Source organism: Hyella patelloides LEGE 07179, from assembly GCF_900659865.1.
GTDB lineage: Bacteria > Cyanobacteriota > Cyanobacteriia > Cyanobacteriales > Xenococcaceae > Hyella > Hyella patelloides.
Genome location: NZ_LR213803.1, coordinates 14,687 through 36,323, shown reverse-complemented (window position 1 = coordinate 36,323; position 21,637 = coordinate 14,687). Strand labels below are relative to the sequence as shown.

The window sequence follows — 21,637 nt, the reverse complement described above, 5'->3', positions numbered from 1 at the left end:
CTCAAAATTAGGAATTGCAACTACAGGTACGATATCAGAATGCCAAGGAATTTCTGTAATTTGCCAGTGTTCGGCTTCTCCCACAGATAATTGACAATTACCCAGTAAAGCAGGAACCACATTATCAGGATGTCCTTCTATTGCGATCGCCAATTTTATAATTTCTGTGGTATTAAGAGGGTTTCCCTCGATTGCATTAGCCCCTATTAATCCCCCCACAATAGCTGTTGCTGAACTCCCTAAGCCTCTGGATAAAGGAACACCCAATTTAGTCTGTACGAGAATTCCTGGGGGAGTGCGATCAATGTGTTGATAAAACTTGAGAAAAGATTGATAGAGTAAATTACTTTTATTTGTACTGACTTTATCGGCTTCTTCACCCTCTACTGTGATAGTAAATTCTGCTGCTTTCTCCAACGAGGTAAATTGAAACTCATTATAAATTGTCAAAGCTGCACCAAGACAATCAAAACCCACGCCAATGTTAGCAGTTGTTCCAGGAACGATTACAGTAGTTTGATTCATAATTGAAGTTCTAAAGCCTAACTCATAAGAACCATGAATTATAAGATATATTATCTTCCATCGTTAAAAAAAGTCGATCGCTTTTCTCTTTTCGAGACAAAATACCGTACAAATAGACAAGACATCAAATCAGTTGATTAATTACTGCCTACTGATTACTGCTTACTAATTACTGCTTACTGAATAGATGAAACTATCACCCCAAGAACAAGATAAATTAACAATTTTTACTGTTGGATTACTAGCAGAAAGGCGCAAAGCCAAGGGTTTAAAACTTAACTATCCCGAAGCAGTAGGTTACATTTCCGCAGCAATTTTAGAAGGCGCGAGAGAAGGAAGAAGCGTTGCTGAATTAATGACTTATGGCACAACCTTGTTAACTGCTGATGAGGTATTAGAAGGTGTACCAGAAATGATTCCTGAAGTACAAGTAGAAGCCACCTTCCCCGATGGAACCAAATTAGTCACCGTCCACAATCCCATACAGTAAAAGAGAAAGGATGAGGGCTGAATGATGAGGGCTGAATTCAACAGTGCGCGTTTGCGCTTATGAGGCAACCTCATTTCTTGTCGCACCGCAAAAGTCACAGATTACTACATCGTTAGAAGGCGGAGTAATCTGTGACCGTTGGTCAAAAGTTAGAGTAACTGATAACTGATAACTAATAACTGATAACTAATATGATTCCAGGTGAAATAATTACCCGCAGTGGTAGCATCGAACTCAATCAAGGAAAAGAGACTATTACGATAACGGTTGCTAATACAGGCGATCGCCCTATTCAAGTAGGTTCTCATTTTCATTTCTATGAAGTCAATACCGCTTTGCAGTTTGAGCGAGAAACAACTAAAGGAATGCGTTTAGATATCCCTGCGGGAACAGCAGTCAGATTTGAACCAGGAGATGAAAAGGATGTCAATTTAGTACCTTTTGCGGGAAGTCGTGAAGTATACGGCTTTAATGGTTTGGTGAATGGTGAATTGTGATTTGATTTACTAAATAGCGCGATCGATGTCTAAATGCAATACATAAGAACCTAGTTTTAACTGAGATGACCACAACTCATAATCTATTTGGACTCTGGTAGGAAAAGGATCGCAATCAAACTGTAAGAAACGAGTAAAGTTGCGTAAACGAAAAGAACTACTATTTTCTGGTGTATTGGCATTTAGCCAGTAGCGACTGATACCATAAACTCCTCTTTCCCAAAAGTGACGATAGCTAAAACTACCGTTGCTTTGCATGGTTAGAATTACGCGAGAAGGTGAAACTTCCAGCCACAGCAATCCTTTAGGAGTTTTGTCTTCTCCTTCAAGTGATGGTGTTGGGTCTTTAGAATAAGATGATTGGGGTAAATTGTACTGATTCAGCAATAAATGAAATTTATGTCGATCTTTTTGGTACAAAGAGGCATTTCCCTCAATGATGTTCCATAAAGGTAAGTCAGTAGAAATAAAAGAAAGGTACACGTTCTTACGACGATCCGCCAGCATGAGGGGTTATTTATTGTAATTGATAGTTCTTCTTTTCTAAGATATCCTTGGACTAGCAATTTTAGGTAGTCTCAAAAAAAAATCGCCAAAAGACTTGCCAAATAGTTTTTCTTTCGCTAAGATTAGTAATTGTGATGAGCAATCCTCGGTAGCTCAGTGGTAGAGCGGTCGGCTGTTAACCGATTGGTCGTAGGTTCGAATCCCACCCGGGGAGTTTTCAAATAATTGATAAATTTATGTATGGTAACTAGGGCGTGTCATCGGTAATGAGTTAGTGTAACTTTAGCCAATTGTACGGCGTGTTTCACTGTGCAACACTACAAAAAAGAATCGGCAGTATTAACTACTACCCACTCTTTACTATTTAGAAACTGCTAGCTTGAAAATTATTTAACCTAGAAACTAAAAGTAGTTCTGATAGCACCGATGAAGATATCATCATTATCAGCATTTTGGTTGGGGCTAGCGAGCCAGATAACACCAGGAGTAACAGAGATATTATCATTGAGTTGATATTTGTAGAAAGCCTCTACGTGAAGAGGAATATCATCAGCAAAATTATCATTACCACTATCAAGTTCAATATCGGTAAGATAAGGTTCTGCCCCTACTACAAGTGCGCCTAGATTGCCTTGCTTACCCAAGTCAGGGAAAACTAAAGCACCAGCATAGGTCATAACATCGGCATCCCCATCACCAAGTAAATTGATATCTGCGTAAGCAAACCAACCGCGTAAGCTAAGAAAGGAACTTATATCCCATTGAAATTGTGCGCCGTAGGTATTACTGGTAGTAGACTCAGTGAAGCCGAGACTAGCTAAATTTGTACCTGTACCACCCCAAAGAGTAGAACCACCATCGTTGTTGAAGCCTCTGACGTAGGATACACCTACTTTTAGTTTTTCATAAGGCTTAAAGACGAACTGACCCATTGCAGAGTAAGTACCGTTAAATAAACCAGCACCTTCATCGGGGTCGCTAGCACCAGGAGCGATATATCCCGCAGAAATTTCAAATTTTTCTCCTAAACTATAGCGTAAGCCTAGACCAGCAGAGCTACGAGTAATACCTTGGCGATATATTGGGCTACGTTCAGAAAAACGAGTTAAACCACCAGTAGCACCACCACCACTGTTTAAACCATCATTAAAGGCTTCTGCATAGAAATGATGACCAGCTAATACTGCCATTGTGGTGACTTGCAAATCGCCATCAAGTAAACCAAAAGTATAGTGTAAGCGATCGATTACTACGTCATTGTCAGGTACTCCAAAATCATGGGCAAAACGACCTTCTCTTGTACCAGTCTCATCTTGGAAGGAGTTACCAATATTGGCTGCACTCAGACGAGTTATTAATTGATCTCGTCCTGTAAAACTGCTGACTAATTGCAGACGAACTTTATCGGTAAAGACAATTTGAGAATCGAGATCGGGGCTTTCTTCATCTATATCATCATCAAAAAAATCTGTAGCTTCTTCTTCTCCAAAAGCACCAGCTAGCGTGAAAGCTACTTCCCCGACCAATTTGGTAGTGGTAGAAAACTGATTATCTTCTAAGAAAGCAGTACGACCTTCAAGATTGTCAATTCTACCGCTAATAGTGGCTAACTCGGCTTCAAATTCTTGGGTTAAACGATTGATAGTATCAACATCTTCTCTGACAACTGCTTCAGAAGAGGCAATTAAACGCTCGATTTGGTTCAGACAACTGTTTAGACCAGCAGCGAATTCATAGCGACTTAAAGCTTGATTTCCACGATAAGTTTGGTTGGGGAAACCTGCGATACAACCATAACGATCTACGAGAGAACGTAATGCTTCATAAGCCCAGTCTGCGGGGGATACATCTTGTAGTTGATTGACATTGGTTACCTGGTTCATGGGGTCGCTATCAACATCATCCCTGTTGGTTAATAAGGGGTCGTTGTATTGTAGAGACTCGTCAAAAAACGCGGAATTTGCTTCTTGAGATAGTACAGGGGTGCTGAAAGCTAATAAAGTTGCACCAAAAACCGCAGAACTACTCCAGAAAGAAGCTCTTAACTTAGATCTCATTTTACTTTTCCTCACACCTAAAATTGAGAATAACCCTCAAGTCAAACTTTAAAGCATCATAAGATACAAACGTTTATAACTAGGGTTGACTCGTTAGAAAATACCATCTGAAATTAACAGTATTTTGTGTTTTTGACAACACTTTTCCCGATCTTTAATGTACGATCGGCTCTTTAATAACATAAAAGCATCGTTTTAATGCAATTTTTGGAATTGAGTAAGGTTTTTAAGCCCACCTTACGCAGGTCAAAATTTCTTAATTAGTAATTTGCAACAATAACCTCTTAATATATTGGTCAAGATTAAGTCAAAAATAGCGATCGCTTTGGGATTCCTCTAAAAATTTTGGGCGTTGGTGAATCAAGGTATGATTTTTAAATTTTCATACTGTACTCTTCTTAAAAAAACTTAGAGCTTAGAGCTTTGAAGCTCCAAGCTACGAACAGAAACATTGAGCAAGGAAGCCCGTCGCCCTAAAGGATACACCTTCGGATAAGGTTTCCTCGACATGGGCAAGTCTTGCTTATGTACGTCATACATCAAATTACCAACGCCAAATTTTGATGTAGAAATGATAGACAAATTATGAACGCCTAATAATTAGTAAATAAATTGATAAATAACAATTAATAACTTTTTCAGTTTTTTTTCAGATACGGACTATAAATTTAAACCATCAACCATCGGATATAGATAATGAATCTCAAGTTTGGACGAGAAGTATGTAACAATCCGAAGATTGCGGAGTCCCGAGAATGGTTAATTACCAACGGTATTGGCGGTTTCGCTTCAGGCACAATATCGGGTGTCTTGACTAGACACTATCATGGCTTGCTTGTAGGTGCGTTAAAACCACCTGTAGCTAGAACTTTACTACTAACTAAACTAGATGAAACTGTTAATTACAACGGACAATTTTACGATTTATCAACTAATCGTTGGGCAGATGGCACAGTTGCACCCGAAGGATATCTAAATATAGAGAGTTTTCATTTAGAGGGAACAACCCCCGTTTGGCATTTTGCTTTTGCTGATGGGTTACTGGAAAAACGAATCTGGATGCAGCAGGGAGAAAATACCACTTATATTCGCTATAGCTATAAGCGAGGTAGTCAGCCTTTAAATTTATCTCTCAAAGCATTGGTTAACTATCGCGATTATCACGGTGGTACTCATGTTAAAGATTTGCCAACAGGATCTGCTATTAATTCTCGTGCAATTCCTCTTCGTCCCCCAGAAACAGAATCAGAAAAAACAGATGGAGGAGGCATTTATAGTTTAAGAGTCAAAGCTTTTCCCAATGCTGAAAATTTATACATCTCTGCAATTACGAAAAATTGGTCTAATAACTTTAATTGGTCGATCGATAATACTTGGTATCAAAACTTTGCTCTTGCAGTAGAAGAATATCGTGGGTTGGATGCTACGGAAGATCATTTGCTAGCTAGCACTGGCAGTGTTATCTTACAGCCAGGAGATTCTCTAACCATTATTGCCAGTACATCCGATAGATGGAGTGCGGGAGAATATCGCAAAACATGGGGAAATAATCAGATCGGGGAGAAAAGCCAACAGAAAAAAACAGAACGCGATCGCCAATTGATCGATCTTTTTTATGATTCTAATTCCCTAAACCCTACACCCGACAACCCAAACCCCAATCATTGGATCGAACAATTAGTCTTAGCAACAGAGCAATTTATTGTAGATCGTCCGTTAACTGATAATCCAGAAGGAAAAACGATTATTGCGGGCTATCCTTGGTTTACTGACTGGGGTAGAGATACCATGATTTCTTTACCAGGATTAACCATCTCTACAGGGCGTTATGACATTGCTAAAACTATTCTTCGCACTTTTGCTAAATATATAGACAAAGGAATGTTACCTAATGTGTTTCCCGATGCTGGGGAAACTCCCCATTACAATACTGTAGATGCTACTCTATGGTATTTTGAGGCGATTCGAGCTTACTACGCTGCTACAAAAGATCGAGAATTACTTGTAGAATTATTCCCTTTACTAGCTGAAATTATCGATTGGCATATCAAGGGTACTCGCTACAACATCAAGATGGATGATGATGGCTTACTCTATGCTGGCGAATCGGGAGTGCAACTTACTTGGATGGATGCCAAAGTGGGAGATTGGGTAGTTACACCTCGTATTGGTAAGCCTGTAGAGGTAAATGCCCTTTGGTATAATGCTTTAGTCTGTATAGATTATTTTTCAGATATTTTAAGTAAATCTGCCAGTAAATATCAAGAAATGGTAGATAATACGCGATCGCATTTCTCTAAGTTTTGGTATGAAGAGGGTGGTTATTGCTACGACGTAATTGATTCTCCTGATGGCAATGATACGAGTTTTCGTCCGAATCAAATTTTTGCTGTGTCATTACCCGATAGGGGCATTTCGCGAAACGCCCCTATAGAATCACCCCTACAACCAGAACAACAGAGAATGGTGGTAGATAAAGTCGGACAAAAATTATTAACTTCTTATGGATTGCTTTCTTTAGCTACAGATAACCCCGATTATGTCGGAATCTATGGGGGAAACCAATTACAACGAGATGGTAGTTATCACCAAGGTACTACTTGGGGTTGGTTAATCGGTCATTTTATTCAAGCTCACTTGCGAGTATATAAAAATCCTGAACTGGCTCGTAGTTTTCTGTTACCAATGGCTAACCATTTACGGGATGGTTGCATTGGCAGCATCAGCGAAATTTTTGATGGAGATGCACCTTTTACCCCTAGAGGTTGTTTTGCCCAAGCGTGGAGTGTAGCAGAAGTATTAAGAAGTTGGCTGATAACAATTAACAATTAGCCATCAATAACTAATAACTAGCAACTAACAATTAACAAAAACCATGACTAAAGAATCCGCACGATTACAACAAAAAGATTGGAAAAAATGGGGTCCTTACCTTAGTGAAAGGCAGTGGGGAACAGTTAGAGAAGATTATAGTGCCACAGGAGAAGCTTGGGATTACTTTTCCCACGATCGAGCCCGTTCTCGTGCATATCGTTGGGGAGAAGATGGCATTTTAGGTATTAGCGATAACAGGCAATTTTTGTGTTTTGCAGTTGCTTTATGGAATGGCAAAGATTCAATTTTAAAAGAGCGCATTTATGGTTTAACTGGTACTCAGGGTAATCATGGAGAAGATGTCAAAGATTATTATTTTTATCTTGATAGTACCCCCACTCATTCTTATATGAAAGGGTTATACAAATATCCTCAAGTAGAATTTCCTTACGCCGAACTAGAAGCAGAAAATCGCACTATAGGAAGAAGGGGGATGGAATATGAATTATTAGATACAGGAGTATTTGATGATAACAATTACTACGATGTTTTTGTTGAATATGTCAAAAATACTCCAGAAGATATCTTGATTAAAATTACTGTTGTTAATCATAGTTCCGAATCACAAACATTAAATTTATTACCAACATTATGGTTTCGCAATATCTGGTCTTGGGACAAAGACACCCTCAAACCCAAAATTAGTGTAGGGGCGAATGGCCATTCGCCCAATATTCAAATTAAAACCTATCATCCCGAACAAGGGGATTATTATTTCTATTGTCAAGGCGATCCAGAATTACTATTTACTGAAAACGAAACTAATTATCAGCGAATATTCAATTACGATAATGGCTCTAAATATGCCAAAGATGGGATTAATAATTATATCGTTAATGGTGAAAAAGATGCGGTTAATCCTAACAAGATCGGAACTAAATTTTCTCCTCACTATCAATTAACTATTGCACCGGAAGAAACTAAAGTAATTAAACTGCGATTAAGCGATCGACCCAATTTAACTGAACCTTTGGGTAATGAATTCGATACTATCTTTAAAACTCGCCTCAATGAAGCAGATGAATTTTATCAAAAGATTAATACCTCTACCTTAAACGACGATTTAGTAAATATCCAAAGACAAGCCTTTGCAGGAATGTTATGGAGTAAACAATACTATAAATTCGATATCGATCGCTGGCTAAATGGCGATCCTACCCAACCCGCACCACCACCAGAGAGAAAAAAAGGACGCAACCATCAATGGATTCATCTAGATAATGAAGATATTATCTCCATGCCTGATAAATGGGAATATCCTTGGTATGCTGCTTGGGATTTAGCTTTTCACTGTTTGCCCATTGCCCTAGTCGATCCCGACTTTGCCAAATATCAGTTAGATATAATGACGCGGGAGTGGTATATGCACCCCAACGGACAGATTCCTGCTTATGAGTGGGCATTCGGGGATGTTAACCCACCTGTACACGCTTGGGCAACTTGGCGAGTGTATAAGATTGAAGAAAAAAGAACGGGAAAAGGCGATCGCCTTTTTTTAGAAAGAGTCTTTCAGAAATTACTGCTTAACTTTACTTGGTGGGTAAATCGCAAGGATACTGAAGGAAATAATATCTTTGAAGGGGGCTTTTTAGGACTAGATAATATTGGGGTATTCGATCGCAGTTCTCCTTTACCCACTGGAGGCTATATCGAACAAGCAGACGGTACAAGCTGGATGGCAATGTATTCCCTCAATATGCTGACAATTGCCCTAGAGTTGGCATTAGAAAACCCTGTCTATGAAGACATGGCAACCAAGTTTTTTGAGCATTTTCTGTATATTGCAGATGCCATGAACCATATTGGCGATGAAAAAACTCAGCTTTGGGATAACGAGGATGGTTTTTTCTATGATGTACTGCATCTACCTAACGGGGAGAGAGTCCGTTTAAAAGTGCGATCGATGGTGGGTTTGATTCCTCTGTTTGCCGTTACTACTCTCGAACCAGAAGTCCTCAATAAACTTCCCGTTTTTAAGCGAAGATTGGAATGGTTTATCAACAACCGCACTGAGTTAAAGAAAAATGTCGCCTGTATGGAAACAACAGGATTAGGCGCAAGGAGAATGCTAGCTCTTTGTTATGTTACTTTAGATCGCTTTGAACCAGAGGATAAATTACGACGCATTCTAGAAAAACTCCTTGATGAAGACGAATTTTTTGGAGATTATGGCATCCGTGCGTTGTCTCGTTTCCACAAAGATAATCCCTATACTTTTCATGTCAACGGAGATGCCAATAAGGTAAGCTACGAACCAGCCGAATCCAGTAGCGGTTTATTTGGCGGTAACTCGAATTGGCGAGGGCCTGTTTGGATGCCAGTAAATTATTTATTGATTGAATCATTACAAAAGTTCCATCATTATCTTGGTGATGATTTCAAAGTTGAATGTCCCACTGGTTCGGGGAAAATGATGAATTTATGGGAAGTCTCTCAAGAAATTTCTTCCCGACTAACAAAAATTTTCCTCAAAAGTCGCGCTCAAAAACGACCTTTGTACGGCGGAATTGAGCAGTTTCAAAACGATACTCATTGGCAAGATTTAATCCTATTTCACGAATATTTTCACGGTGATAATGGCGCAGGAATTGGCGCAAATCATCAAACAGGCTGGACGGGATTAGTTGCCAAGTTAATTCAGCAAAGTGGGGAATATATTCAGAATCAGTAAATAGTTAACAAGTAATAACCAAACCAATAAATTATCTGTGTTTGCGGTGCGACCCCGATGAGTAAAACTCATCTAGGGAACGCCCTAAAGGACTCGCTCCGCATCGCGCACCAAGACATCTGCGTTCATCTGTGGACTATCTTTAATATACCTTTTAAACTTGACAAGTTAGTAAACCAAATCACAATGATTAACGCTCAAAGAGATTTAATTCAGGATATTTATCATAAATGGTTAACAATTGCTTTAGAAACAAAACCTATAAATCGAGATCGAGCTACGGAAGTAATTAATCAAACTTACCAATTAATTAATAAAAAAGCTCCGCAAATTATTTTCTGCAATGATATTATCGATCTGATTTTTCAAATATGGTTTTTTAATGATTCTGAGACTTATATGATTAAAGGCGTTAGCAAAAGTATTCAAAACAAATTATCGTTGGGGACACCACAACTTGAAAAAGAAATTAGTCAAAATATATCTAATGCTCTTAGTAAATTATGGAATATCATTGAACCAATAGATTCTAAATTATACAATTTACTCAGAAAAGAATGTATTAGTTCATTAAGAGAGGAAACAAAACTATCTCAAGCTATTGAGAATAACTGGATTAGTAGTTTTTCTTTGATTTATGAGTGCTTATATAGGGATTTTCAAATATCTGTCTTAAATTTACCTTACGATCCTTGGATTTGGGAAATATATCAATCCTTAGCTCAAGAATGTTTTTGTTTCTGTCCTTTTAAAAAAGTATGTTTTATTTTAGAACGATTTTCTACTAATATATTTAGTGAATTAGACAAGCATTCATCAGATTTTCAATTGCAATTTGACAATGATTAAACAAGTTTGAATTTTGGTGATCGCTAGAACTTTAATCGTAAGATAAGCATTGCCCTTTATAATTCATTTCTCTACCTGTATAAAGAAAATTTAGGTATCTAAAAAAATGTCAAAAACTATTAACGATCCTTATTTAGGAATAATAAAATACGATATTGAATACGATCAATATGAAGGAAAAGTAACCAATAAAGATGGTAAAACTATTGAATTTAGTTTTGATATTAATGATAATCTTCAAGAAGTATTAAAATACAGTCGTGAAATAATTAAAAAACTTTGCGATCGCTGATTTAATTTTAAACTTTATATAGCCGAAAAACTATTATATTTATATGCATAAAAATATCATCATTAATTCATAAAAAAATTTTATTAAATCAAAATCTGATGAATGAAATCGCTAATTGGTATAAAAAAGATTTAGCATATATCCACGATGTTGGGTTTAGTGACTTTGCGATTAAATCTGCTCCTGGCATCATAGAAATTCTCCAAAAACATAATATTACAGAAGGTTTAATTGTCGATTTGGGTTGTGGAAGTGGATTATCAGCGCAAGAGTTTATCAAAGCTAATTATCAAGTATTAGGAATCGATATTTCGCGATCGATGATTGAAATTGCTCGAAACAGAATTCCTGAAGCAGAATTTCGAGTTAAGTCACTTTTTCAAGCAGAAATACCCCCATGTAATGCTGTAACATCAATTGGTGAATGTCTTAACTATCTTTTTGATGAAGAAAATAATAGTCAAATTTTAACTGTTCTTTTTGAGCGCATTTACAAATCTTTAATACTTGGAGGTGTATTTATCTTCGATATTTTAGAACCATTGGCTACAGGAATAACTCAAGGATTTAAGGAGGGAGAAGATTGGATTGTACTGTTTGAAAAAGAAGAAGATCGAGAACAAAAAAAATTAACCCGTCGCATTATTACGTTGCGAAAAGAAGGAAGTTACTACAAACGAGACGATGAAATACATCATGTACGTCTTTATGAATCCTCATAAATTGCTAAAAAACTGCGTCAAGTCGGTTTTCAAGTTCAAACTAGGAGTAATTATGGTTCATTCTATCTTTCAAAAAGTCATCAGGTATTTATTGCTAGTAAATCAGTCAGTTTTTAGGAAGGTTTTTGATAAATAAATAACTAATTATAGAGCAATTAAAATACACCTCAATCAACAATTATCCATTAGCCATTAATCATTAGCAAAAGGAATTTTATCTCATGTTAGAAAGCTTACAACAAATCAAAAATCCCCTAACAAGAAGTATTACAGGAGCATCGGCAGTTTTTTCAATTTTAACGATGGTTTTTGCTCTGATAATTGGTATGAGTGGTCTTAAAGAGAGTAAAGAAAATCATAAATTCGCAGTTTATGGCTCTTTAATAGGAGCGATCGCAGGAGCAGTGATCGGAGGCGCAACCTGCTATAAACCCAGTCAAAAAAAAGCAGCAACAAAAACTATCACAGAGTCTATCGATCGTGATAAATCATGGAAAGATTGGCGTAATTTCGTAGTCGATCACAAAGTAAAAGAAAGTCAAGAAATTACTTCTTTTTATTTGAAACCTCAAGATAAGTTCGAGCTTCCTGATTTTAAGCCAGGACAATTTTTAACTATTAAGTTAGATATTCCCGAACAAACTCGCCCTGTAATTAGAACTTATTCTCTTTCTGATTACAACAATACAGATGGTTATTATCGTCTTTCAATTAAAAAAGAAGGTGCGCCAAGAGATTTAGATGTTCCCCCTGGAATTGCATCTAATTTTCTGCATGATGTCATAGAAGAAGGTTCGATTATCCCTGCAAAACCTCCTAATGGAAAGTTTTTTATTGATGTTCCCAGTTCTGTACCAGCAGTTTTGATTAGTAATGGAGTGGGTATTACGCCTATGATTGCTATGGCGAAAGCCTGTACTAAATTAAATCCCCATCGTCATTTATGGTTTTTGCATGGAGCGAGAAATGGTGATTATCATGCTTTTCGTGATGCTATTTTAGCTCTGGGACAAGAGAATCCTAATTTACATATTCATTATAAATATAGTCGTCCTCGACCAGAAGATGCAGGATTTTATCACAGTGAAGGTTATGTCGATAAAGAGTTACTAGAAACTCAAATTATTCCCGAAATCCAGCAGATTTACGGTGCTAGCAATGCGGAATACTTTTTATGTGGTTCACCAGCTTTTATGGACTCTATTCGCAGTGGCTTAGGAGAATTAGGAGTGGTAGAAGATAAGGTTTTCTTTGAATCTTTTTCTAAAGGTGGCAAAACTAAAGGTAATACTCAGCCCAAAACCACTAATACCGAAGGAATAGACAATGCAGAAATTGTTTTTGCTGCTTCTGGGAAAACATTAACTTGGCAAAAAGGTAATGGAACAATTTTAGAATTTGCTGAAGAAAATGGCATTAATCCTCCTTATAGTTGTCGCGAGGGGATTTGTTTGACTTGTATGTCTGAGTTACAAGAAGGAGAAGTAGAATATGTTGAACCTCCGACTAATGAACCCGATGAAGGTAGTGTTTTAATTTGTATTTGTCAGCCGAAAACTAATAAGGTAGTTCTCAATCTTTAACCTTGATTATTGAGCATTGATTAATGTTTGTAGGGTGGGTAAACATTCTTGAGTAAAATTTAGTCTAAATATGTATGAGATTATCCATCTAATAATTACTACACAAAATCGTCTATCTGTAGATTATTTAGAGTAACGAAACTCAATAATACAAATTTACTAATTCCTCTGGAGAGAATGATCTCTGCTTGGATGTGGAGACACAGCCAAATAAGTCGGCTCGTTGAAAGAGGAAGCCACTTCAGTGGTGAAGTGAATCCCCTTCTGTTTTACGGAGAGGAGAACGTCAAGCTTTCGTCAATCCAACCCACTTAATAAAGTAAAATATGCTTATCTACTTGCTTCCCAGCAAATGAAGACGATGGTAGATTCCTGCTTGCTCTAATAACTCTTCATGACTGCCTACTTCTGCTATTGTGCCATTATCGAGAACCACAATTTTATCTGCTTCACGGATAGTACTAAGACGATGGGCAATGATAATGGTAGTACGAGTACCAAAAATTGAATTCATCGCTTGTTGAATAGATCGCTCTGACTCATAATCAAGACTGGATGTTGCTTCATCAAAAATTAGGATATCAGGATCGACTATTAAGGCTCTAGCAATTCCTAAGCGTTGTTTTTGCCCTCCTGAGAGTCTGACACCTCTTTCTCCAACAGTAGTGTAGTATCCGTGGGGGAGTTCGTGGATAAATTCTTCTACTCTGGCAATATCACAGGCTTGCTCTACCTGTTGTAAACTCACTTTAGGATTACCGTAGGTAAGGTTATCTAGTACTGTGCCGTTAAAGATGTCTACGTCTTGATGAACAATCGCTAATCGACGACGATAACCCGCAATGTCTAGATTATGAATATCTTCCCCATCGATGAGAATTTGCCCTTGATTGGGTTCAAAGTAACGAAAGAGTAGCTTTACCAGGGTAGATTTTCCCGAACCAGAACGACCAACTAGAGCTACAGTTTGGTAGGGTTCTACGAGTAAGTTAATATCTTTTAAAATTGGGCGTTGTTCATTATAGCCAAAATAGAGGTGGCTAATTTCTAGTTTTCCTGTGAATTTATAGGGGTTAGTTGCTATGTGTTCAGTATCTAAACCCGCAGCATCTTTACCAGGGGATAGTTCCATAAATTCAGCAAATCGTTGCATAGATGCGTAACGACGAGCAAATACTTCGATTAAATTGCCGATGGGTTCTAGTTCTGCATAAGCCATACTAGAGACAGTTAAGGTGGTAATAAAGTGTCCTAGAGAAATATTACCTTTGACAGTGGAAATTAAGGTAAAAAGTAAGATTAAAAAGACACAAGTTTGGACGGTTGTTCTAAGCCAAGTTGCTAAAACAACATAGCCTTTGTGAATGCGGAAAGTAATTACTTTGTATTCTCTTTCTATGCGCTGTCTTTGTCTTTCTAATTCATTAGCTTCGGTGGCAAAGGCTTTAACTGTTTTGATATTTGTGATTATTTCCGAGGTATGGCTTTCGGTATTTTCTTGATATTTATCTAAGAGTTCTTCTTGTTTAATTAAGACTCGAACTTGTTTGAGACTGTAACCCAAAATAAAGATAAAAGAAGCTAAAAAAGCGATCGCTATTCCTTTGTCAATTAATAGAATTACCACAAAAATACCGCAGACTCTACCCAATTTGGGAATCATTTGTCCTGCAATTTCTGGATATGTCCAAGTATGATTTTCGATACCTCTCGATATTTTTCCCGCAATTCTACCTGGATTATTTTCATCATAAAAGCCGATGGGTAAAGTGAGAATTTTTTGAATTACTTCCCCAAAACTATCGCGTCTAGCTCTTAAAGAAATTTCCCAGTGAAACCAAGAGGTTAACCAAGGTTGTAAGGGAGCTTTTACCACGGTAGCTAAAATGATTAAGCTTAATAAAACTCCTAAAGAAAGCCAGGGTTCTGATGTGTTTGTTACTAAATTTTGTACTCGATCTACTATTACTTGAATTGGTTTATCTACTGGTTGTTGAGATAAGACATTGAGAATTTGTCCGATAGCATAAGGTACTATTAAGTCAGTAATTTCAAAAATACAAGAAACTACGATACTCAAAATAGCGATCGCTTTATATTTCTTGTAATAGCCAAGAATTTTATTAAAAGAAGACATTGTTTATCAGTAATCAATTTCTTTGTGGATAGCGCAACATGGGAAAAACGGTGGGAGAATTGCCCACTTTAATCTGATTTATAATTTCAAATCCATGCTGTTCATAAAATGGAATATTGGCTCTACTAGAAGACTCAAGATAAGCAATTTGCTTTTTGCTGTCGCAAACATCTAAGATCTGCTACATCAAGGCTGAACCATATCCCTTTTGACGTTGAGTTGGTTCTACACCAAGAATTCCTAAATACCAATGAGGCTCTTGAGGGCGATCGTGACTAATTTTTTCTAGCATGGTAAAGACTTCCTCTTGTAGTTGTTGAGATATCGTCCGTTGCAACATTTCCCCTACTGCTTCGCTTTCAGGCTCAGTATGGGGTGGAAACCAAAATGCAGCACCAGAATAATCATCGATAGTATAAACAGTTTTTAACTCTAATGCCTTGTGACCAAAAGTTCTCACAAAATTGGGGAAATTTTCGAGATATTGCTGCGGTGAAGGATACATCCAACGAATAACAGGATCGGCACAAAAAGCAAGTATCAGTGAATTAATAACATTTTCTAGATCGTATTGTGTTACGTTTCTGACTGTTAAAAATTTCATAGTTATAGCCACACCTTTGGTTCTACAACTGAATTCTAAAAATGAATTGAGAAAAACCAGAGATTAATTGAGCTATTGAGTTTCCTAGTACTAAATTAGGAGCTATTTTGTCTGATAGATCGAGTTAAAAATGCTCATTTTTCTTTTTACTTCCATTTTAATTTCAACATCTTTTACCAAGTTACAAAAGAATTTGGCTTGCTAATTCATCAATTTTGGATATAAATAATAATTAGTTTTTGATTCTTTCTTGAATTTTAAACATTGGATTCTTGTTGCAATTTTAAATGAGCATCGCTAGCTTACTTATTACCAATTACCTGTTATCTAATTAGTGACAAGTTAAGATAATTTGTCTTTTGTCAAATCCCTATCTTTATTACATCAGCCCTACAAACCGCCGAAGGTTGAAATCTCTGGCTCATAGTCTCAAGTCTTCTCAAAAAGACTCCCATGATTCAAAGTAACAACTCTTAGTCTATTGAAATAGACTTACTCTGTCAGACTGAAACTTAAGTTTCAGGTGGTTGAGGAGTGAAATGCAAGATGTTATCAAACCCTTTCTGTATCTAAATTTGTCGTTAGTTGAAAAATATAATTTTTGTTTAACTTATCACCAATGCCTATTACTCGATCAACAACCCAAAGGCTCTACTTCTCGAACTAAATGATGTTTCATAACCCTATCTTGAAATTGAGATTGCTCTTACAGTTTAATGAAATAATGCTCGAAAATCTTTTTTGTCATATATAAATACTACAATAATATTCTAAAAAATGAAACGTTGTTGGCAACTTATAATTATTAGCCTGTTGGGATTTATACTCAGCCTAGCTTTTGGAAGTTTTGTATCATCGGAAACTAATGGTATAAGTTTGATTCAAGAAGCACAACAACAATATCAACAAGGATTATTTAAACCTTCTCTTAAAATTTTACAACAAGCCGAGCAAGAATTTATTGCTCACAAGCAAACTCTTCAACAGGCGCAAACTCAAGCTTTAATTTCTTTAAATGAACAACAATTAGGTAATTGGAAGCAAGCACAACAAGTACTTGACTATGGGCTAGCTTTGATTGCTACAGAGCCAGAAACCACTAATAAACAACAGGTTTTAGGGCAACTTTGGAATGCTCAGGGACACTTATATTTAAGAAAAGGTCAGCCAAAAAAAGCTTTAGCAACTTGGGATAAAGCAGAGATGTATTATCAAAATATTGCCGATTATGTTGGTATTAAAGGTATAAGATTAGCTCGTACTCAAGCCTTAGAAAATCTCGGATTTTATCGTCGTGCTTGTAATAATATGTTAGATATTTTTTCGGCAGAAAATCGAGATTGTCAGCAACTAACTAATGAGGAATTAGAATTCATTTTAAAATCCGTTTCCGAACAATCTAATACATTACAAATCGAAGCTTTAAGTAGTTTGGCTAATAGCTTAATGTTGCTAGGAAAATTAGACAAAGCACAACAGACAATTGAACAAAGTCAAACTATTTTTGGGCAACGCAATTTACAATCTTCATTATTGAGTAACAAAATTAGCTTTACTGCTGCTAACATTGCTCAAGCTAGGGCAAATTTAGCCCAAGAACGAGAAGATAAACCACAGTTTGTTCACCAACAGCAAAAAGCAATTACCATTTATCACAATATCCTGCAAACTACCAATTCTCAAAGGCTTAGGGACATTACAGAAGCTCAGATTAATCTTTTAAATCTCTACATTAGAGAGAGCAAATGGGATTTAGCTCGCCAGATTGTCATCCAAAATAATCTAACTCCTTCTGAGATTCCCCCAAACTATCGCACTCTAAAAACGCAACTAATCTTAGCTCGTAGTTTAACCACTCTCAAAGAAAATAATGTATCAATACCCCAATCTTGGGATGATATTGGCACACTATACATAAAAATAGGTCAACAGGCTCACAATTTAGAAAATTATAGTTTAGAATCTTCTGCACTAGGCTATTTAGGACAATTAGCCTATGAGCAACAACTAGATTTAAACATCGATCCTCTACTGCAAATCGAACAGGCTTTACATCTGGCTCAAAGTAACCAAGCTCCAGAAATAGCTTATCGTTGGCAATGGCAACTAGGAAGAATCTACCGCCAGCAGCAAGATATTGCTAAAGCACTAGCTGCATATCAGGCTGCTTTTACTACTTTGCAAGACTTACGTAGTGATTTAGTAGCTTTAGATCGCGAAATTCAATTTTCTTTTCGCCAGCAAGTAGAACCAATATATCGAGAGTACACCAAACTATTACTACAGGAGCAAAAACCTGAAATAATCGCCTCTGCTGATAACCTCAAACAAGCAAGAGATGTTATTGAAGCTCTACAATTAGCAGAATTAGATAATTATTTCAAAGACGCTTGTGTTGCTTCTCAACAGCGCAACATAGAAGAAATCGATCCTTCAGCAGCAGTCATCTATACTATTGTGTTACCTGGAAATCGTCAAAACACAGCAGATATTTTAGAAGTTATCTTATCTCTCCCTGATGGTAGTTTTCATCATCACGAAGTAGTAATTACAGACTCCCAACTAACAAACACCATTAACCAACTCAATAATTACTTGTTACAACCAGATCGCCTGAACGATACTAACTATCTTTCCCATCAAGTATATAACTGGTTAATCCAACCCCTAGAAACCGCTCTCAATTCATCCTCTTCAGAAATTAATACCCTAGTTTTTGTATTGGATGGCGAATTACAAAACCTCCCCATGTCATCCTTATACGATGGAAAACAATACCTATTAGAAAAATATGCGATCGCTGTAACTCCTGGTTTACGTCTTCTCAATGCTCGATCGTCTTCAGCCAAATTAACCGCCTTAGCAGGGGGAGTCAGCCAACAAAGAGCCAATTTTGCTGCTTTAAAAAATGTCAAAACAGAACTAAAAACCATTAATGACACCTTAAATAGTCAAACATTACTCAATTCTCAATTCAACAGCCAAAATTTTACCAACACAATCAACTCTCAACCCTTCTCCATTGTTCACCTAGCTACCCACGGACAATTTAGCTCCAATCCAGAGCAAACTTTTATCATGCTTTGGGATCGTCAATTAACTATCGAAGACTTGAGCTACCTGTTACAAAACCGTAATTTAGATGACTCTCAACCCATCAATCTACTGGTACTGAGTGCTTGCGAAACCGCCAAAGGAGATAACCGCGCCACCCTTGGTTTAGCAGGAATGAGTGTCAGAACAGGTGTGAGCAGTACCCTAGCTACTCTATGGCAAATCAGCGATCGCTCTACAGCAGTCATGATGGATCGCTTTTACGAGTATCTCAGCCAAAACCCCAACATAACCAAAGCAGAAGCTCTCAGATTGGCTCAATTAGATTTGTGGAAAGTAACCCAACAAGACTGGAAAGTACCCTTATTTTGGGCTGCTTATGTCATTGTAGGTAATTGGACATAGTAGAGTAGGGTGGGCAATGCCCACCCTACCCTTTAATTGTCTTTATCTGATGATTCTTGGGTAGGGGCGTTTCGCGAAATCATTACTGATTACTGCTAAAGAGATTATTCGCTACAAAGCACTACAAGCATAATCAGGATAAAAACACAGTGACGCAAATCACATCAAACCCCCAACACATCTAGAAAAAACTTTTTTTCCTGATGTTATGTTTTTCGATTTAAGTGGGTAATTTCTAAATAGGAAAACAAAAAAAAGTTACTTCCAAACCACATACACTTAACAAGGAAAACAAATCAATGAATTCTATTTTTACTGCAAAATACTTACAAGCTCTACGTAACAAAAAAGGCAACAAAGGTTTCACTTTAATCGAACTTTTAGTAGTTGTAATCATCATCGGTGTACTTGCTGCTGTTGCTCTACCTAACTTACTAGCGCAAGTTGGTAAAGCTCGTGAGTCTGAAGGAAAAACTGCCGTTGGTTCTATCAACAGAGCGCAACAAACTTATCACTTTGAAAGACAATCATTTAATAACGCTACTAACGTACAAAGTGCTAGTAACCCTCTAGGTATTGTTGTTAACCCCGAATTCTACTCTTTCACTGTTACGGGTGCTGCTGCTGATGCTACTGTTGCTGCTAATGCTCTAGATGCTGGCAATGATGGAGTAAGAAACTACTCTGGTGGTATTGCTTACGCTGCTGGTGCTTACGACACTTCTCTCTGTCAATCTGATAACGTAGGTGGTGCAGCTACTGCTACCGCTACTGGTGGTGTTGCTGGTTGCTCTGCTGGTGCAGAATTGAACTAATATCCCAATCTTGGTTTAATTTTACTAAAACAGGCACTCTTTGCCTGTTTTTTAATTAGATATTTTGCATGACGAGCATTATTCAGCATAACTAGGCAAAGTTAATTAATGTCAATTAGAAAAAAGAAAATAATTAATCATATTTAATTAAAGCAAAAATTCATCTTCCTTTATAAACAAATAAAATTATGGTAATCGGATAGTGAATACCCAATATGTAAATTTTTTATTAAATAGAACTAAAAAACGTAGGCTGGAATCTGGATTTACCTTAATTGAGCTATTAATAGTGATGATTATTCTAGGTTTACTATCTGCGATCGCCTTACCTAATTTTATTGGTCAAGTTGGTAAAGCTAGAGAAACAGAAGCTAAAAATAGTTTGGGGACTTTGGGGCGCGCCCAACAAGCTTACCACCTCGAACACCAGGTTTTTGCCAATAATTTAAATAACTTATCGAATAGTAATCTTTTTCAGAGCGAATATTATAGCTATCCTGATGCCGATACTGCTACTAACTCTTTATTAAAACAACGAGCAGTTGCCATAAACTCTAGTTCTGATAGAGTACGCAATTATGCTGTTGGTGTATATTTTAACTCTGGTGCTTACCAACTTGCTTTGTGTGAAGGGACAGCGGTGGGTGTAATTGTAGAAGTGCCAGATTCTTTTGCAGATTCTTGTACCAATGATGGCACAAGGCTGAGATAACTTATATTTCTATATTCTTGTAAAGTTATGTTCAATTTTAATAATAGAATACTTGTAAGTTGTTTAACAGGAATAGTCAGTTTTTCTGCTATCGTTAGCTTGCAGGTGGAGTCTTTAAAGCAACAAATAAAAATAAAAAATCAAAGTACTAAGGCTTATATTCAACAAGAAAAACATCGGAAAGCTCAAGCTAATATACAGCAAAAAATTCCTAGTTTTGGATACAATAACTTAATAGCTGATTGGGCTTTTTTACAGTATATTCAGTATTTTGGTGATACAGAAGCTCGTGAAGTCACAGGTTATTCTGTAATTACAGATTATTTTGAAACTATAGTAAATAAAGACCCCAAATTTATTGATGCTAATTTAATTCTTTCTACTACCAATTCTATTTTTGCTGGCAATCCCCAAAAAACAGTCTCCCTTTTAGAAAAATCTTTAGAATCTATTACTCCTGAAATGTCTCCTTATCCATTTTTTATTTGGGGTTACAAAGCAATAGATGAAGTTCTTTTATTAGGAGATATAGAAGCAGCAAAAAAATCTTATCAAACAGCAGCATCTTGGGCAGAAGTAAGTAATGTAGTGGGGAGTGATGTTATAGCAAAACGTTATCTAGAAACAGTAGCTTTTCTAGAAACTAATCCTGATAGTACTACAATACAAATTTCAGGCTGGACTATGATTTTATCTAACAATAGCGATCGGCAAATTCGAGAGTATGCTCTTAAAAAAATTGAAGAACTGGGAGGAATAGTTACTGTAAATCCTAATGGAAAAATTAGTATCAAAGCCCCAGAAAAAGTATGAAATATTATTTTAACTACTTAATTTCTAATG

Annotated in this window: 18 protein-coding genes and 1 tRNA gene; 13 read left to right on the top strand and 6 right to left on the bottom strand. The window is 36.8% G+C overall.

The window, feature by feature from the left end:
• Window positions 1-525, bottom strand: a 525-nt coding sequence (gene thrB / locus H1P_RS08325) for a homoserine kinase (protein WP_144866090.1), incomplete at its 3' end; no start/stop codon positions are given.
• Window positions 526-712: 187 nt separating this feature from the next.
• Here thrB and ureA point away from each other — a divergent pair.
• Together ureA and H1P_RS08315 are read left to right on the top strand one after the other, a co-directional pair.
• Window positions 713-1,015, top strand: coding sequence for an urease subunit gamma (ureA, locus tag H1P_RS08320; protein ID WP_144866087.1), 303 nt, complete (start codon window positions 713-715; stop codon window positions 1,013-1,015).
• Window positions 1,016-1,206: 191 nt separating this feature from the next.
• On the top strand, window positions 1,207-1,512 hold the full coding sequence (locus H1P_RS08315) for an urease subunit beta (RefSeq protein ID WP_186375890.1): 306 nt from the start codon (window positions 1,207-1,209) through the stop codon (window positions 1,510-1,512).
• Window positions 1,513-1,521: 9 nt separating this feature from the next.
• Here the strand turns inward: H1P_RS08315 and H1P_RS08310 are convergent, their stop codons facing one another.
• Entirely contained in the window at window positions 1,522-2,019 is a 498-nt protein-coding gene (locus H1P_RS08310) for a hypothetical protein (RefSeq protein ID WP_144866081.1), read from the bottom strand.
• Between the two features lie 142 nt (window positions 2,020-2,161).
• Here H1P_RS08310 and H1P_RS08305 point away from each other — a divergent pair.
• A tRNA-Asn gene (locus H1P_RS08305) sits at window positions 2,162-2,233 on the top strand.
• A gap of 181 nt (window positions 2,234-2,414) precedes the next feature.
• Here the strand turns inward: H1P_RS08305 and H1P_RS08300 are convergent.
• Window positions 2,415-4,076 carry an iron uptake porin gene (locus tag H1P_RS08300; RefSeq protein WP_144866079.1) on the bottom strand — a complete coding sequence of 554 codons (1,662 nt, stop codon included), beginning with the start codon at window positions 4,074-4,076 and terminating at the stop codon, window positions 2,415-2,417.
• 408 nt (window positions 4,077-4,484) lie between these two features.
• A complete protein-coding gene (locus H1P_RS35895) occupies window positions 4,485-4,658 on the bottom strand; it encodes a hypothetical protein (protein WP_186375889.1) in 174 nt (57 codons plus the stop codon).
• A gap of 114 nt (window positions 4,659-4,772) precedes the next feature.
• On the opposite strand from H1P_RS35895, the gene H1P_RS08295 reads away from it, so the two are divergent.
• The 6 genes from H1P_RS08295 to H1P_RS08270 all read left to right on the top strand — a co-directional run bounded on the left by H1P_RS08295 (window position 4,773) and on the right by H1P_RS08270 (window position 13,067).
• On the top strand, window positions 4,773-6,908 hold the full coding sequence (locus tag H1P_RS08295) for an amylo-alpha-1,6-glucosidase (RefSeq protein WP_144866077.1): 2,136 nt from the start codon (window positions 4,773-4,775) through the stop codon (window positions 6,906-6,908).
• A 43-nt stretch (window positions 6,909-6,951) separates the two neighbouring features.
• Window positions 6,952-9,621 carry an MGH1-like glycoside hydrolase domain-containing protein gene (locus H1P_RS08290; protein ID WP_144866074.1) on the top strand — a complete coding sequence of 890 codons (2,670 nt, stop codon included), beginning with the start codon at window positions 6,952-6,954 and terminating at the stop codon, window positions 9,619-9,621.
• A gap of 186 nt (window positions 9,622-9,807) precedes the next feature.
• Entirely contained in the window at window positions 9,808-10,470 is a 663-nt protein-coding gene (locus H1P_RS08285) for a hypothetical protein (protein ID WP_144866071.1), read from the top strand.
• Between the two features lie 106 nt (window positions 10,471-10,576).
• A complete protein-coding gene (locus H1P_RS08280) occupies window positions 10,577-10,762 on the top strand; it encodes a hypothetical protein (RefSeq protein WP_144866068.1) in 186 nt (61 codons plus the stop codon).
• A gap of 98 nt (window positions 10,763-10,860) precedes the next feature.
• On the top strand, window positions 10,861-11,484 hold the full coding sequence (locus H1P_RS08275; RefSeq protein ID WP_222426983.1) for a class I SAM-dependent methyltransferase: 624 nt from the start codon (window positions 10,861-10,863) through the stop codon (window positions 11,482-11,484).
• A 221-nt stretch (window positions 11,485-11,705) separates the two neighbouring features.
• Window positions 11,706-13,067 carry a 2Fe-2S iron-sulfur cluster-binding protein gene (locus tag H1P_RS08270; RefSeq protein WP_144866066.1) on the top strand — a complete coding sequence of 454 codons (1,362 nt, stop codon included), beginning with the start codon at window positions 11,706-11,708 and terminating at the stop codon, window positions 13,065-13,067.
• A gap of 334 nt (window positions 13,068-13,401) precedes the next feature.
• Here H1P_RS08270 and H1P_RS08265 read toward each other — a convergent pair whose 3' ends face one another.
• Both H1P_RS08265 and H1P_RS08260 read right to left on the bottom strand, forming a co-directional pair.
• On the bottom strand, window positions 13,402-15,204 hold the full coding sequence (locus H1P_RS08265; RefSeq protein ID WP_144866064.1) for an ABC transporter ATP-binding protein: 1,803 nt from the start codon (window positions 15,202-15,204) through the stop codon (window positions 13,402-13,404).
• A 181-nt stretch (window positions 15,205-15,385) separates the two neighbouring features.
• Window positions 15,386-15,808: a GNAT family N-acetyltransferase gene (locus H1P_RS08260; protein WP_144866061.1), complete on the bottom strand. Its 423-nt coding sequence runs from the start codon at window positions 15,806-15,808 to the stop codon at window positions 15,386-15,388.
• Between the two features lie 777 nt (window positions 15,809-16,585).
• Between H1P_RS08260 and H1P_RS08255 the strand changes: the two genes are divergently transcribed.
• From H1P_RS08255 to H1P_RS08240, 4 genes are all read left to right on the top strand, one after another.
• Complete coding sequence (locus tag H1P_RS08255; RefSeq protein ID WP_144866058.1) at window positions 16,586-19,267, top strand: CHAT domain-containing protein; 2,682 nt, start codon at window positions 16,586-16,588, stop codon at window positions 19,265-19,267.
• Between the two features lie 299 nt (window positions 19,268-19,566).
• Window positions 19,567-20,082 (top strand): type IV pilin protein, encoded by a 516-nt coding sequence (locus H1P_RS08250; RefSeq protein WP_144866055.1) that lies wholly within the window; start codon window positions 19,567-19,569, stop codon window positions 20,080-20,082.
• Between the two features lie 202 nt (window positions 20,083-20,284).
• Window positions 20,285-20,794, top strand: a complete 510-nt coding sequence (locus tag H1P_RS08245; RefSeq protein ID WP_144866052.1) for a type IV pilin protein — start codon at window positions 20,285-20,287, stop codon at window positions 20,792-20,794.
• A gap of 27 nt (window positions 20,795-20,821) precedes the next feature.
• Window positions 20,822-21,607, top strand: a complete 786-nt coding sequence (locus tag H1P_RS08240) for a hypothetical protein (protein ID WP_144866050.1) — start codon at window positions 20,822-20,824, stop codon at window positions 21,605-21,607.
• The last annotated feature ends 30 nt before the right edge of the window (window positions 21,608-21,637 follow it).

Coding starts and splice junctions, on each gene's coding strand:
- H1P_RS08255 (WP_144866058.1), top strand. CDS start 16,586: ATGAAACGTTGTTGGCAACTTATAATTATTAGCCTGTTGGGATTTATA.
- H1P_RS08280 (WP_144866068.1), top strand. CDS start 10,577: ATGTCAAAAACTATTAACGATCCTTATTTAGGAATAATAAAATACGAT.
- H1P_RS08285 (WP_144866071.1), top strand. CDS start 9,808: ATGATTAACGCTCAAAGAGATTTAATTCAGGATATTTATCATAAATGG.
- H1P_RS08290 (WP_144866074.1), top strand. CDS start 6,952: ATGACTAAAGAATCCGCACGATTACAACAAAAAGATTGGAAAAAATGG.
- H1P_RS08315 (WP_186375890.1), top strand. CDS start 1,207: ATGATTCCAGGTGAAATAATTACCCGCAGTGGTAGCATCGAACTCAAT.
- H1P_RS08275 (WP_222426983.1), top strand. CDS start 10,861: ATGAATGAAATCGCTAATTGGTATAAAAAAGATTTAGCATATATCCAC.
- H1P_RS08270 (WP_144866066.1), top strand. CDS start 11,706: ATGTTAGAAAGCTTACAACAAATCAAAAATCCCCTAACAAGAAGTATT.
- H1P_RS08310 (WP_144866081.1), bottom strand. CDS start 2,019: ATGCTGGCGGATCGTCGTAAGAACGTGTACCTTTCTTTTATTTCTACT.
- H1P_RS08295 (WP_144866077.1), top strand. CDS start 4,773: ATGAATCTCAAGTTTGGACGAGAAGTATGTAACAATCCGAAGATTGCG.
- H1P_RS08250 (WP_144866055.1), top strand. CDS start 19,567: ATGAATTCTATTTTTACTGCAAAATACTTACAAGCTCTACGTAACAAA.
- H1P_RS08260 (WP_144866061.1), bottom strand. CDS start 15,808: ATGAAATTTTTAACAGTCAGAAACGTAACACAATACGATCTAGAAAAT.
- H1P_RS08300 (WP_144866079.1), bottom strand. CDS start 4,076: ATGAGATCTAAGTTAAGAGCTTCTTTCTGGAGTAGTTCTGCGGTTTTT.
- H1P_RS08265 (WP_144866064.1), bottom strand. CDS start 15,204: ATGTCTTCTTTTAATAAAATTCTTGGCTATTACAAGAAATATAAAGCG.
- ureA (WP_144866087.1), top strand. CDS start 713: ATGAAACTATCACCCCAAGAACAAGATAAATTAACAATTTTTACTGTT.
- H1P_RS08240 (WP_144866050.1), top strand. CDS start 20,822: ATGTTCAATTTTAATAATAGAATACTTGTAAGTTGTTTAACAGGAATA.